Annotated in this window: 13 protein-coding genes; 7 read left to right on the forward strand and 6 right to left on the reverse strand. The window is 54.1% G+C overall.

The genetic code is table 11. The annotated features are described in order from the left end of the window. Positions 1–24: 24 nt before the first annotated feature. From MUB23_RS15660 to MUB23_RS15690, 7 genes are read left to right on the forward strand one after another with little or no spacing between them, the layout of a single operon-like run. Positions 25–987, forward strand: a complete 963-nt coding sequence (locus tag MUB23_RS15660) for a transglutaminase-like domain-containing protein (protein ID WP_244801630.1) — start codon at positions 25–27, stop codon at positions 985–987. A 34-nt stretch (positions 988–1,021) separates the two neighbouring features. Next, a complete protein-coding gene (locus tag MUB23_RS15665; RefSeq protein ID WP_244801632.1) occupies positions 1,022–2,074 on the forward strand; it encodes a type II secretion system F family protein in 1,053 nt (350 codons plus the stop codon). A gap of 11 nt (positions 2,075–2,085) precedes the next feature. Next, entirely contained in the window at positions 2,086–2,418 is a 333-nt protein-coding gene (locus MUB23_RS15670; RefSeq protein ID WP_244801634.1) for a hypothetical protein, read from the forward strand. Positions 2,419–2,448: 30 nt separating this feature from the next. Beyond that, positions 2,449–2,949: a DUF4860 domain-containing protein gene (locus MUB23_RS15675; protein ID WP_244801636.1), complete on the forward strand. Its 501-nt coding sequence runs from the start codon at positions 2,449–2,451 to the stop codon at positions 2,947–2,949. After that, a complete protein-coding gene (locus MUB23_RS15680; protein WP_244801637.1) occupies positions 2,946–3,395 on the forward strand; it encodes a hypothetical protein in 450 nt (149 codons plus the stop codon). Before MUB23_RS15675 ends, MUB23_RS15680 begins: the two co-directional genes overlap by 4 nt. Next, positions 3,392–3,889, forward strand: a complete 498-nt coding sequence (locus MUB23_RS15685) for a hypothetical protein (protein WP_244801639.1) — start codon at positions 3,392–3,394, stop codon at positions 3,887–3,889. Before MUB23_RS15680 ends, MUB23_RS15685 begins: the two co-directional genes overlap by 4 nt. Further along, on the forward strand, positions 3,886–4,947 hold the full coding sequence (locus MUB23_RS15690) for a type IV pilus twitching motility protein PilT (RefSeq protein WP_244801641.1): 1,062 nt from the start codon (positions 3,886–3,888) through the stop codon (positions 4,945–4,947). The genes MUB23_RS15685 and MUB23_RS15690 overlap by 4 nt, the downstream gene beginning before the upstream one ends. A gap of 111 nt (positions 4,948–5,058) precedes the next feature. On the opposite strand, the gene MUB23_RS15695 is transcribed toward MUB23_RS15690, so the two are convergent. From MUB23_RS15695 to MUB23_RS15720, 6 genes are all read right to left on the reverse strand, one after another. Beyond that, positions 5,059–5,955, reverse strand: a complete 897-nt coding sequence (locus MUB23_RS15695; protein ID WP_330641910.1) for a cation diffusion facilitator family transporter — start codon at positions 5,953–5,955, stop codon at positions 5,059–5,061. A 164-nt stretch (positions 5,956–6,119) separates the two neighbouring features. After that, a complete protein-coding gene (locus MUB23_RS15700; RefSeq protein WP_244801644.1) occupies positions 6,120–6,716 on the reverse strand; it encodes a metallophosphoesterase family protein in 597 nt (198 codons plus the stop codon). Next, positions 6,713–8,644, reverse strand: a complete 1,932-nt coding sequence (locus tag MUB23_RS15705; protein ID WP_244801646.1) for a BMP family ABC transporter substrate-binding protein — start codon at positions 8,642–8,644, stop codon at positions 6,713–6,715. The genes MUB23_RS15700 and MUB23_RS15705 overlap by 4 nt, the downstream gene beginning before the upstream one ends. Positions 8,645–8,659: 15 nt before the next feature. Further along, positions 8,660–9,475 (reverse strand): AAA family ATPase, encoded by an 816-nt coding sequence (locus MUB23_RS15710; protein ID WP_244801647.1) that lies wholly within the window; start codon positions 9,473–9,475, stop codon positions 8,660–8,662. 228 nt (positions 9,476–9,703) lie between these two features. Continuing rightward, positions 9,704–12,124 (reverse strand): hypothetical protein, encoded by a 2,421-nt coding sequence (locus MUB23_RS15715; RefSeq protein ID WP_244801648.1) that lies wholly within the window; start codon positions 12,122–12,124, stop codon positions 9,704–9,706. 86 nt (positions 12,125–12,210) lie between these two features. Then, positions 12,211–14,307, reverse strand: a complete 2,097-nt coding sequence (locus MUB23_RS15720; RefSeq protein ID WP_244801650.1) for an efflux RND transporter permease subunit — start codon at positions 14,305–14,307, stop codon at positions 12,211–12,213. Between the last annotated feature and the right edge of the window lie 34 nt (positions 14,308–14,341).

Genomic DNA, 14,341 nt, shown 5'->3' on the forward strand with positions numbered 1-14,341 from the left:
TTTAAGAGGAAAGGAGAGCGCCGTATGAAAAGGCCGTCCTGTTTCAACTTCATATGGCTGCTGCTCCTGGTCTGCCTGACAGCGGCAGGCTGTTCTTCGCCGGAAGAGCCGCCTGCCGGAACGACAGCCGCCCCCGCAAAACAGACGGGTGTCAAAGAGACGGGGGCCTTGCGGGACAGCCGCCCGCAGGTGCTGGTTCCGGAGGCGTCCGGCCTTGTTACGTACACCTCCGATACGGCGGCGGCCGATGCCTCCCACACTTCAGAAGGCTATATTATGGTCCGCTATACCGGAAGCAACCAGAAGGTGAAATTACAGATCATTTCCCCTACCTCGGTCAAGTATACGTATGTGATCCACAGCCGGACCGATTACGAATCCTTCCCGCTGACCGAAGGAAGCGGCGAATATCAGTTTACGGTTTATGAAAACCTGAACGGCGACCAATACGCCGCCGTGCTGTCCCAGACAATTCAGGTAGAGATTGCGGACGAATTTAAACCCTTCCTCTATCCCAACCAGTACACAAATTTCACTGCGGACAGCAAAGCCTTTTCCCTTTCCGAGCAGCTGGCAGACGGCGCCCATTCGGATCTGGAGGTCGTCACCAATATTTATAACTATGTGATCGGATCCATCTCCTATGACGAGGCCCTGGCGGAAAATGCGCCTTATGATTACCTGCCGGATGTGGACGAAGTGCTGTCCGATCAGACTGGGATCTGTTTTGACTATGCGGCGGTCATGACCGCCATGCTTCGGGCCCAGCGGATTCCCACCAAGCTTGTGGTCGGCTATTCCAACGATCTCTACCACGCCTGGATCAGCACCTACGTGGACGATCAGGGCTGGGTGGACAATGTGATTCAATTTGACGGTAAGGTCTGGACCCTGATGGACCCCACCTTGGCGGCCAACAACGATGCCGAAGATGTCAAAAAATATGTGGGAGACGGCAGCAACTATATCGTCAAATATACGTATTAACACTCCATGCAAAATCCATCAGGAAGGAGCTTCCATGAAAACAAAAACATCAGAACAACCTCTCTCCTATCAGGAAACCGCCTCCTTTTGCAGTCAGATGGCGATGATACTTCGTTCGGGGATATCTCCGGCGGAAGGGATTTCCATTATGGTACAGGATGCGTCCTCCGAGGCGGAGCGAAGGCTCTTAGCAATCGTGGAGGAAACGCTGCAGGCGACGGGAAGCCTGACAAACGCTCTGAAAGCCACCGGCGCTTTTCCCTCCTATCTGCTGCAGATGACGGAAATCGGAGAGCAGTCCGGAAAGCTGGATGAAGTCATGGATGCCCTTGCGGAATACTATGACCGCGAAGACAGTATCGCGGATTCCATGAAGCAGGCGGTTACCTATCCGCTGGTGATGCTGGCTATGATGGCTGTGGTCGTGGTCCTCCTGATCACCAAGGTACTGCCGGTTTTCCAGCAGGTTTTTGAACAGCTGGGCCGAAAAATGAACGGTTTTTCCTCCGGCCTTCTCGCGGTCGGGGAAACCATGAACCGCTATTCTTCCGTTTTCCTCATCCTGTTGATTTTGGCGGTGCTCTGCGTGTTTTTCTGTGTCCGGACTGCTTCCGGAAAGAAAGCGGCTGCAAAAATTGCCGCCCGGCTTGGCATCGGCAAAGAATTTCGCCGTAAAACCGCGGCCTGCCGTTTTGCGGGCGGGATGGCGCTGACTCTCTCCAGCGGATTGGATGTGGACCGGAGCTTTGAACTTTCCTCCGAGTTGGTGGAGGATGAAGATTTCCGTAAAAAAATCCAAGCCTGCCGCCAATCCGTACAGGAGGGAACGGATTTTGCCGCCGCTTTGTCCGAGGCGGGAATCCTGACCGGCCTCTATGCCCGGATGATCCACATCGGCTCCCGCACCGGGTGCGCCGATGAAATGTTTCAGAAAATAGCGCTCCAGACGGAAGAGGAGCTGGACGGCCACATCCGCCGGAGAATCGCGGTGCTGGAACCGACTCTTGTGGCGATTCTCTCCGTCATCGTCGGTGTGATTCTGCTTTCCGTGATGCTTCCTCTGATGGGCATTCTTTCCGGCATGTAAAGGAGGCGTTTATGAACCGTTTTTCCGGCCGCTCTCAAAAGCGGCGCGTTTCCGGAATCTGGGTCACTCTCGCCCTGTTCCTTTTGGTCCTCTTTTTATTTTCCGGCGGCTTAAACCTGCTGTCCCAAAAGACTTCCGAAGAACAGCTCGCCAGCCTGGAAAAATCACTCTACCAAACCGCGGTCCACTGTTACTGCGTGGAGGGATCTTACCCGGAAAGCCTGGACTATCTCAAAGAAAATTATGGGCTGTCTTTTGATGAGAACCGTTTTTTTGTCGACTACCAGCCCTTGGGGGAAAACATCATGCCGGACATTACGGTTCTGGCCCGAAATCCCCGCTAGACCAAAACAGGAAGGAGGGGAGATGCCCGGATGAATTCCTTTGAACCCAAACATCATATAGTGGACTTTCTCTTTCCGCTGGCGCTGTTTTTTGTCTTTGCCGCCTCCGCCGTGATGCTGATTCTGACCGCCTCCGGCGCTTACCGGAATACGGCGGCCGAAACGGAAAAAAATTATAACGCCCGGACGGCCATGGCTTATCTAACGGAAAAAATCCGTCAGGGAGATGAAAACGGAGCCGTCTTTCTGGATTCCTTTGACGGCCGGGACGCCCTGGCGATCCGGCAGGCCTATAACGGGGCTTCCTACACCACCTACATCTATGCGGACGAAGGGGCGCTGAAAGAATTGTTGATCAAAGACGGGACCGATGCCACGGCAGCCAGCGGGAAAACGATCCTCGAAGTGCAGTCCTTTGAGATAGAAGAAGTGAGCCCGCATCTCTTCCGTTTCCGGACGGAGGATACGAGCGGGGAGCCGTTTACATTCTTCGCCGGTTTTAAAAGCGAGAAAGGGGGTGCCGGTCAATGAGAAGAATCAGCGCCCGGCGGCCGAACCTGTTCCTGATGGAACTGATCGCTGCCATCCTCTTTTTCGCTCTATGCAGCGCGGTATGTATCCAGATCTTCGCAGGCTCCAGGCAAAAAGCCGCGGAAACGGCTGATTTGAACCAGGCGGTCGCGCTGGCCCAGAGCATGGCCGATGTGATCCGGACCGGCGATGCCGCCCCCTCCGATCAGACCCTCTATTTTAACCAAGACTGGCAAAGCTGTGAGAATGCGGATGCCGCCTATCAGCTGACGGTATCCTGGTCCTGGAAGGATCTCTCCGGCGAAACCTCACGGCCGTTCCCTCTTGCAGGATCTACCGGCACGGCGGAAATCGCGGTTTGCACGGCGGAAGGGAATGATCTCTTTCGCCTGGAAGTCCGGCGGAATTTTCCCCACACCCTAACAGAACAGGAGGTCGCCCCATGAAATCAAAATCTTTTCCTGTCAGTCATATGGGGGCTTCCCTGATCCTATGTGTGTTTATCATCCTGTCTCTGGTAACCTTTGCCGCGCTCTCCGCCGTAAACACCCAGAGAGACCGGGCCTTCGGAGAAAAAATCTCCGAGCGCACCGCCGCTTACTATGCCGCCTCCAACCAGGCGGAAGATCTGCTGAGCCAGATCGATGACATCTTGTATCAAGCCTATCAAACCGATTCCGCATCCTACTACGAAGCCGTCAAAAGCGCGCTGGCCGGGTTCGATGGAATCGAGACCGATTTTTCCGGCGCTCTGCCGGCGGTAAGCTTCCAGATTTCTTTCGGGGAAGACCGGGCGCTTGCCGTATGTCTGGAGCTGACTTTTCCCACCGAGCCAGGCGATCGCTTTTATCGCATCACATCCTGGAAGGAAAGATCCACCAGGGAATGGGAGGGGAAAAATATTGTTCCGGTTTTATCTCTTGAAGGAGCTGCATTATGAACGTCGTTGACCTTTTAAAAAAAGCCGCCGCCGAAGGCGCATCCGATGTTTTCCTGATTGCCGGGCTTCCGGTCACCTGCCGGATTAATGGCCTTTTAATCCAGGAAAACGAAGAAAAGCTTCTTCCGAAAGACACGGAAGAGCTGATCACTCAAATCTATCAATTGGCGGAAAACCGATCCATTGAACCCTTACAGAAAGGGGGAGACGATGATTTTTCCCTAGCCATCTCCGGGGTATCCCGTTTCCGGGTCAATGCCTATAAACAGCGGGGAACGCTGGCCGCTGTGATCCGGGTCATCACGTTCCACCTTCCAAAGCCGGAGGATCTCGCCATCCCGGACGCCGTTATCCGTCTGGGAGCCATCACCCGCGGTCTGGTTTTGGTCACAGGCCCGGCCGGAAGCGGAAAATCCACGACGCAGGCCTGCATGGTGGATGCGATCAACGCCAAGGAAGAAAAGCATATCATCACCTTGGAGGATCCGCTGGAATACCTGCATTCCCATAAAAGAAGCATTGTCAGCCAGAGGGAAATCCGGCTGGATACCCAGAGCTACGTGGCGGCGCTGCGGGCCGCTCTCCGTCAAAGCCCGGACGTGATTTTGCTTGGCGAAATGCGGGATGCAGAGACCACTTCCGTCGCCATGACCGCAGCGGAGACCGGTCATCTGATTATCTCCACCATGCACACCATCGGCGCTGCCAATACCATTGACCGGATCATCGATATTTTCCCTCCGAGCCAGCAGTCCCAGATCACCGTGCAGCTCTCCATGAGCCTGATGGCAGTGGTGTCGCAGCAATTAGTCCCTTCGGTGGACGGCCGGCGGCTTCCTGTGTTTGAAATTATGACCGTAACGCCCGCCATCCGAAATATGATCCGGGAGAATAAAGTTCATCAGATCAGCGGCATCCTGTACTCTTCCACCTCGGAAGAAATGAGATCCATGGACGCCAGCCTCCTCAGCCTTTTTCAGTCCGGCCGGATCACAAAGGATACGGCCCTGACCTACGCCACCAATCCGGATATGCTGGGGCGCAGGCTAGGAAACTAAAAACCAGATTCCTGCGGCGGTCCCGGCCGCTGTATCATAACAAAAAACCCGGAAGACATGGATTGCCTGCGGCGGCGTTCCACTTTTTCCGGGTTTTTCGTTCTCTCCCTATTATCTGGGGTTCACATGCACCATGCAGTGCTTCACCATCTCAAATTCATCCTCAATCGCAGCGTGCACAGTCTCCGCGATCTCATGTCCCTCCCGCAGAGACAGATCGCCGTCCGCTGCAATCTCCACATCCACGTAGTATTTCGACCCGAAGATCCGGGTCTTCAAGGAATCAATCCCCAACACGCCCTGCTGTGCCTTGATCACATCCCGCATCCTGGCCTCGCTTTCCGGGCTGCACGACTTATCGACCAACTTATCGACGGCCCCGTGAAATACATCCACCGCCACTTTCAGGATAAAGACGCAGATCACCACACTGGCCACGGAATCCATGACCGGGTAGCCCATCCGCGCCCCAGCGATTCCGACCAAAGCGCCGACCGATGACAGCGCATCAGAGCGGTGATGCCAGGCATCGGCCATCAATGCGTCGGAATGAATCTTTTTCGCCGCCATCCGAGTATACCAATACATCCACTCTTTCACCACAATGGACACGATGGCGGCGGCAAGCGCCAGAACACCGGGGATCGCCAGGTTGCTGTATTCGCCGCCTAAGATGGTGGAAAGCCCGCGGTATCCGATTCCGGCGCCGGTCACAAGAAGTGCGGCGGCGAGCAGGATCGCGGCCACGCATTCCAGCCGGTCGTGGCCGTAAGGATGTTCTTCATCCGCCTTTTTTCGGGACATTCGAAAGCCTAGGATCACAATAATCGTGCTGAAAACGTCGGATGCCGAGTGAACCGCATCCGAGACCATGGCCCCGGAATTTGCGAGAATCCCAGCGAGAAGTTTCCCGGCGGACAAAATCAGGTTGCCGATGATACTCACCATCGACACCCGCATCGCCAACTTCATTTCCAGGGAATCCCCCTGTTTTCTCTTTTTATTCATCACAAACATTCCCCCTTAAACAGGATATCGCCGTTCCCCCCCGGACGTTCCTATTTTGATGATTGAAGCAAAGAGATTCCTTTTATCCTAGTCTCAGACCGTGCTATTGTCAATCCCAAGTTCCTGCGCATTCTCTTCGGAAAAGCAAAATCCCCGGACTCTTTTCAGGGCCGGGGATACTCGATCCATTGTTTCTCATAAGCGTTGATAATCTTGGTGCTATGGTAACAGAACTCTCTGGGATGCGTTCCATAGGAAGGATGCACATGTCCGTGCACAAAATAAGCGGGCCGGTACGTATCCAACAGGTACCGGAATCCCTGAAAGCCTTGATGCGGCAGATCCTTGCCATCGAAAAGGCCTTGAGCCGGCGCGTGGGCCAGCAGGATGTCGATTCCCCCGTTCCGCTTCAGCGAAAGCCAAAGCTTCCGGATCCGGCGGTTCATCTCCGTCTGGGTATACTGGTGGATTCCCGGCTTATACCGCATGGAACCTCCCAGACCGAGGATCCGTATACCCTGGTGGACATAGATGGTATCTTCCACACAGATACACCCCTCCGGAGGCGTTTGGTCATAGCAGTCGTCGTGATTTCCATGGACATAGAGAACCGGACATTTCACAAAAGTAGCGAGAAAGGAAAGGTATTGGGGAGCCAAATCCCCGCAGGACAAAACCAGATCCACCCCGTCTAGCAGATTTCGATCCAGATATTCCCACAGGACAGGCGCTTCCTTATCAGCAATCGTCAAAATCTTCACTGTGCGGGCCCTTTCTTCCCCGGCCCGACTCCCTGAATCCGTACCACCTCCTTCGCCTCATCCTGAAGCTCATCCAAGGTTGGAATCGTTCCGACTACGTGTTCTTCCAGCCAATCCATGGTGATAATTTCCTCCGGAGTCATCCTCTCGTCATCCGCCTTCTTTTTCTCTCCTCCCTGGGCGTAAAGAGGGCCGGTAAAGGGATGAAATTTTCCGGAGCAGATCAGATTCCGGAAAATCTGCACCAGCTGTTTTGTCTCCCTCGGCAGATTCTGAGAGCAAATCAAATCGATGACGCCGGCAGACATCCCCCACCAGTAATTCAACGCTTTCGGCTCCCGGTGGCTCTCCTCGTTTTTCCAGACTCCGCTCATGATATTCCGAAGAATCGTCTCGTAGAGCTTCCCCCAGTGCCAAACCGGCATCGCCATGTTTTTCGGTTCCCCGCCGGCGCTCTGGTACAGGCCGAACCGGCGGGACGCGCCGCCGGACGGCAAGATATCCCGGTCGGAGATAAAGGAAATATCCGGCCGCTTCGCCAGCTCCTCCGCTCCGGCCCCTTTGCGTTTCGACCATTCCAGATAAATCTTCACCTGGGGGTTTACGGTTCTTGCCCCCAGCGCGAAAGCGTTGATATTGGCCAGCATCCCGTAGATCGGATAGTCGGCGATATAGCCGATCTCGCTGGTTCCCCTGGCCAGGCATCCGGCGATCAGGCCGGTCAGAAATTTTGCCTCATACATGCGGGCATAATAGGTTCGAAGATATGGATGGGGCGTAAAGACCGAACAGTTCAGAACCTTCATCTTTGGGTACTCCACCGCTGCTTTCAGACTGGACATCAGCAGGGTCGGCGAAGTCGTAAAGACAATATCGCTTCCCCGCTCCGCAGCCCGGATCAGCTCCTGCCCGGCATTTTCCCCTTCTTTCACATCGTTCACCGAGACAACGTCGATCTGCCCTGGGAAAACCTGCTCCAGATGGCGGCGTCCCAGATCATGGCCGTAGGTCCAGCCGGAGGAGGCGGGAGATTTTACATGAAGGAATGTGATCTTCCAAACCTTTGGGGCTTCCGAGAGAATCCTGGTCAAAATCCCGCGGGAAGTGTCCGGATTCGGATTCATGGAGAGCGCCACGGCCGTCCTGCGCTCCAGGGCCAGCAGCTCTTTCCATATCTTGGACAAGTCATTGCGCATCTCGGCTTCGGTCTGCTCCTTTGCTTCTTCATAGCCAAAAAGCTCCAGATAAACCAGCAGGGCGTCGCCAGCGGTAATCGCCAGTTCTCCTCCATCCTTGGCTTCATAGGCGCGGCGGAACCGAACATAGACCGAGTGAAATTCCTTTTTCTCCTCCGCGCTCCAAAGTTCTCCCGGCTGTTTTCCCACAGCCTCCAGCAGCCGGACAAAACTCCCTTCCCGGCTGAACCACAGATAATTGATCTCGGTATCCTCGTAGAAATCCATGAATTCGTAATAAATCTTATTTTCCAAAGATTCCCCCCGCTGGGGGATCAACCGTACCACCCGCGCGGGAATCGAGACACCATCCAGGTATTTCAGCACGCTGACTCGCTTGTTTCCCTCCAGCACATAGAACCGGTTCATGAACTCGTAAGCGATGATCGGGTCCCGCAGCCCTTCCTTTTGCAGAGAATCGCAGAGGAGCCCCCATTTATAGCAAAACTCGGAGGAAGCCGACATCAGCGGCATAAAATTGTGGGCAAAGGACCACTGCCGGCTCTTTGTCTTCGTTCCCACAATCAGCTCCAAGGGAACCTCCACCAGTCCCAGGCTGGTCTCCCCGACGATTTTTGTGTAGGACAGGATTTCATCCAGCACCTGGAGATAGGGGTAGTCTCCCCGCGCCACCGCCTGGCGATAGCCTTTCTCTCCCAGCTTTAACGCTTTCTCATAGTCCTGATAGCCCATGGCCGCCTCCTTTTATCATGGTTTCGTTCCGTCGAATTCCTTTCTGTGCGTTTGGAAAAAATCGTAAAAATAACGGATATTCTCCAACTGGGTCCAGGGGCAAGTCACCAGTCCCGGACGGTCCAGATTATAAATCTTTGCTGTCAGCGTGCCCAAAAGAAACGGCGAGTGGCTCGCTATGATAAACTGGCAATCCAGCAGCCGTGCCATCTGATTGATGGTCTCGGCCAGCTTTACCTGATTGGCCGGTGAGAGGGATGTCTCCGGCTCGTCCAAAAGAAACAGAGCGTCCGGGCAGAGAAAATCGTCGAATAAACGCATCGCTGTCTCACCGTTGGAATACTTTTCCTGTGCAAAGGCCAAAATCTCCATGCGCTCCATCCATTCCAGGGAACCTTTTTTCAACGTCTTCTTTCCGGCTTTTTCCTGGAGTTTCTGCTGGTATTCCAATTCCTCTTCCAGCACCGCTTCCCGCTCTACCTTTTTTACCTCATAGAGGATGTCTTCACTTTTGATATAGCGGCTTCTCTTCGGCGGGGCGGAAATGGGATTTCCATACTCATCTTCCCCAAATCCCAGGACGCATTCTCTTTGATATTTCTCAAAATAAGATTGGCAGTAAAAGGTCATCTGCTCGGATCCCTGAATCCCCAGTAAATTTGCCAGGAGATTCAGCACAGTGGACTTCCCGGACCCGTTATTTCCGTATAACAGGGTGACCGGCTCAAAAATCATCTGCTCTCCCCGGCGGCTGCCAAACACATTGTAGGGGTACAAGTTGGGATTCCTGCGGCCTTCGCCGGAAAGCCGTAAACTTCTTACATAAATCATAGGATTCCTTTTTTCTATTTTGGTTAAAATGGGGCGGTTTTATGTCTGGCGCCATTATATCATACAAATCCCATCCTTGGACAGGTATTTTTTTGGACGAGGGTCTGGTTAACATGCTTTTTGGGGGTGGTTTCCGGCGGAAATAAAATTTAGGCGGAGCTTCTTTGTCTCGAAGCTCCGCCTGAATTCTATTGCCGCTATTTTACTGATTCCCTTCTGTCCGGGAATTTAATCTTCCTTCTCGATGCCTGCAGTCTCAATGATGAACTTCACGCTGCCGTTCATGCCGTCGGCCAGGCCGCCGAAGGACTGATACGATTTATCTGCATCCACCACGGCCTTCACACGGTCCAGCGTCTCCTGGAAATCGGTGTCAAAGGTATCCGTCAGCTTGTGGATTCCCTCCTCGTCAAATTCCTTAGCTCCGTCCGCCAGTTTCTGCGCGCCTTCCGCCAGGGTGGCGATGCCGTCGGACAGCTGGGATCCTCCGCTCACCAGCTGGGTCATGCCGCGTACCAGGCTGGCCGCGCCGTCGGCCAACTGACCGATGCCGCTGGAGAGGGTCTTCCCACCTCCCAAAAGTTCTTCACTGCCGGAGAGCAGCTGATCACTTCCGGAGAGTACCTGATCGGCTCCGCTCCGAAGCTCTTCGCTCTTTCCGGACAATTCCGAAAGGCCGGCCGACACGGCTTTTGTACCATCCTTCAGATCCCCAACGCCCTTCAGCAGTTCCGGCATAATATCTTTTAACGTCTGCGCCAAGGTCGCGCTTCCGGTTGCCAGGGCATCCGCCCCCTGGTTCAGTTCCTTATCATGGCCGGTTAATTCCGCCGCCCCATCGGCCAGCGCCTGGATGCTTCCTGCGGCTGTCTGCAAGGTCGCCGCAAATGCCTGAGGGTCATTGGTGATGACGGCTACGCCGTCTTTCAGCCCCTGGGCCGCACTCTTCAAATCCGCAGCGTTCTGCGTAAAGGTGTTTCCGTCCAGATCCGGAATTTGAAGGCCGTCAATTTTCTCGGAAATCTGCTGTCCTCCGGCAGACATCACACTGCCCACATCACCTGACACACCGGATGCAATGGCATCGATCTGATCTTCCGAAATATTGACGCCTGATGCCGCCAGCTGTTCCAGACGGGCTCTCACCGACGACTCCGCCGTGCCCTCAACTGTGGAACTTAAGGATCCATAACTTGCCTTAATCTCGTCCGCTGCGCTGGTCAGCTGCGTTCTGATCTGATCGATCGCCCCGTTCATGGTCTGCAAAACCTGATCCAGATTTTCTGCGATCAACCCAGCGTTCTCCGCGATCTGAAGAGCTCCCGCCGGTACTCCGGCCAGCGCCCCGATCAGGGAGCCTGCGCTGCCGTTCAACTGATTCAGGCCGCCGGCAATGGTTTCCGCATTTTCCGTGTAGGACTTTAATCCGGTTTTCAGCTCCCCGGCTCCTTTCACCAAAGAGCCAAGGCCCTTCATCAGTTCCCCGTCGGAGGCCGCCATGGCCTGTAAATTCGAGAGCAGCTCACCTGCGCCGTCATCCACCTGCTTTGCGCCGGCTGCCAGTTGGTCCACGCCGCCGGTGTAGGCATCCGCGCCCGCTTTCAGCTTGGCTGCCCCGGAATTCAACTCACTCAGTCCTCCTGCCAGCGCTTCCATTCCTTCGATCAGATCCGACTTTTTATCGTCCATCAGATCAATTCCATCTTTCAAGTCCCCGGCTCCGTCCGAAGCGCTGTCCAGACCGTCCGTGAAGGTCCCAAAGGCTTCCAGCAGGTCCTGAGCGCCCTCCGAAAGTTCGCCGCTGCCGTCCACCAATTCGGTGGAGGCATCTTTTAACTTATCCAAGTCTTCTTTCAGGCTGTCAAAATCTTCGTTCTCATCGATCCCCAATTCGCTCAAGGTGCCGGTGGTCGCAACCGTAGCGGTCAGCGCCAGCGTGAAATCCTCCACGTCGGCCGTGATCTCCACATAATCCGGAATCTCCACGTCGGAGAGCGCTTCTACCTTGGAGAGCTCCAAACTTTCTGAAAGTCCCGGAAACGCCACGCCGACCACGATATTATTCTTGCCGTCAGAAATCAGCTTTCCGTTTTCCACCGCTACGTTGGTGAAGTTGTCGGTGGACAGGATCATGCCGGTTATCATGCAAAACGGCGTGCATACCGTATGGGCCTTGCCGTCTACGACCACGGTCTGCTCCGTGTGGTTCGCGTAGTCGATCCGGATCTTCACCTTTCCGCTCTTTCCGGCCAGCTCCTCCGGAGAGATTTCCCTGCCGTCCAGCGTGTAGGTAAATTTCATGGAAACCGGCAGGGAGGCGTTGGTCTCCCCTTGGTAATAGATGTCATTACCGCCTGCCTGCCAGGTCAGGGTGCCGCCTGCCCCGGTTTCAAAGGTCTCATCGCCCTTGACATTTTCAATGTTGCTCAGGCTGCTCTGATCGGTGATCGTCGCGCCCTTTCCTGTATTTTTCAGCCACTCGCTGACCGTAATCTTATCCACGGATCCATCCGCGTTGGCGTTGACATAGACGGTCTCGTCTTTCTCCGCATTGAGTTCCGCCGCAAACACCGTGGAAGCGGTCATCGAGACGCCCAGAACGATTGCCATCAAGGATGCAGCCACCCGCCGCCAAGCTCTATTTTTCATTATTCATTCCTCCTGAAATCGCTTCTTACATTTTACTGTCCATACACTGCCGGTCTCCGATTCCGGCCAGCCCCCGGTTCAAAGGCTCAATTCTCCGCCTTTGCCTCGGCTTTCTTCCGTTTCTTTGAGAAGTTTCCGCTGGTTTTGCAGATCAGCTTATCAAATACCATGAATACCGCCGGCAGGAAAATCAGCACGGCCAGCATACTGATGATGGCGCCTCTGGCCATCAGCAGGCACAAGGAGCTGATCATATCGATCTCGGAATAAAGTCCGACGCCGAAGGTCGCGGCAAAGAAGCTGAAGGCGCTGACCATCACCGGCCGCATGCTGGTCTGATGCGCAATCAAAACCGCTTCCTGCTTGCTCTTGCCGGAACCTCGCTCCGACTCATACCGGCTCGTCATCAGGATTGCATAGTCCACCGTTGCGCCCAGCTGAATGGTACCAATGACGATGGAGGCAATGAAAGGCAGTTCGGTTCCCGTGATAAAAGGGATTCCCATATTCACGAAAATAGCGCCTTCAATGACGATCACCAGCAAAAACGGCAGGCTGATCGACTTAAACACAAACACAATGATGAAAAACACCGCCAAAATCGATACTGCGCTGACCACCTTGAAATCGGTGTTGGTGATATCGATCAAATCCTTGGTACAAGGCGCCTCACCCACCAGCATACCGTTAGGATCATACCGCTTTAAAATCTGGTTCAGGTCCGTGATCTGGCTGTTCACTTCATCGGACGCGGTGGCGTATTCATTGGTCACCAGCATAATCTGGTAATTATCGTTGGAGAGCAGATCCTTCAGGGAACTAGGAATCATGCTGTCCGGGATCGCCGGGCCTACGATGGATTTCAGCCCCAGAACCGCTTTCACTCCGTCCACCTTCTCCATCTCTTTGCTCATATCGGAGATCTGTTTGGTGGACAGGTCGCTGTCTAAAAGAAGCATATGGACAGCCCCCATATTGAATTCATCGGCCAGTTTATCGTTGGCCACGATGCTGTCCAGGTCCTTCGGAAGCGTACGGTCAAGGTTGTAGTAGACCGATGTGTGGGACTGAAAATAAACAGCCGGGATAAATATCACGATAAACGCGACTGCCAGCGGTTTGTAGTATTTCAAAATGAATTCCGAGACTTTGGGGAAATGCGGAATCAGCTGACGGTGCCTTGTCTTTTCCAGCAGTTTGTCAAAAATCATGATCATCGACGGCAGCACCGTGACGCAGCAGATCACGCCGAAGACCACGCCTTTCGCCATCACGATTCCCAAATCCAGGCCCAAGGTGAAGCTCATAAAGCACAGGGCGATGAAACCGGCGATCGTGGTGACCGAACTGCCTACCACGGATTTGATCGTGGCGGCAATGGCCTGGGCCATGGCTTCCTTCCGGTCGCTCCGGTAACTCATCAGCTTTTCCTGATAGCTGTGCCACAGGAAGATCGAGTAGTCCATCGTGACGCCCAGCTGCAGCACCGCGCTCAGCGCCTTGGTGATATAGGAAATCTCGCCTTTAAAGATATTGCTTCCCATATTGTACAAAATCGCAATGCCGATACTAAGCAGGAACAGCACCGGGATCAGGTAAGACTCCATGGTCAGCGAAAGCACCAGCATGGAAAGCAGCACGGCGATCACCACGTAAATCGCTACCTCGGACTCCGCCAAGTTTTTCGTGTCCGTCACAACCGCCGACATCCCGCTGAGGAAACACTGCTTCCCGGCCAGGCTTCGGATCTCCTGGATCGCATCCATGGTCTCGTCCGCCGAAGTGGTCGTCTGGAAAATGATAAACATCATCGTAGAGTCCTCGGAGTTAAACACGTCCCTGACCTTTTCCGGCAGGATATCCATCGGCACGCTGAGATCCAGAATGCTGTCGTACCAGACCACCTTTTCCACATGGTCCACTTCTTCAATCTTCTTTTTCAGCTTGGCAACATCCTTGTTTTCCATCCCTTCACAGATAAACATGGAATAGGCCCCGGTTCCGAACTCATCTACCAGGATATCCTGGCCCTGCATCGTCTCGATCTCCTTCGGCAGGTAATACAGCACATCGTAATTGACTCTCGTCTTGATGTAGCCGAAAACCGAAGGGATCAGAAGCAGCAGACTGATGATGAAGATCGGAATCCGGAATTTCACGATTTTCCGTCCAAACTTAACCATAATAATCGTCCCTTTCCTTCAATCAAGTTCTTGT

Source organism: Cuneatibacter sp. NSJ-177, from assembly GCF_022867805.1.
Taxonomy (GTDB): Bacteria; Bacillota; Clostridia; order Lachnospirales; family Lachnospiraceae; genus Pseudolachnospira.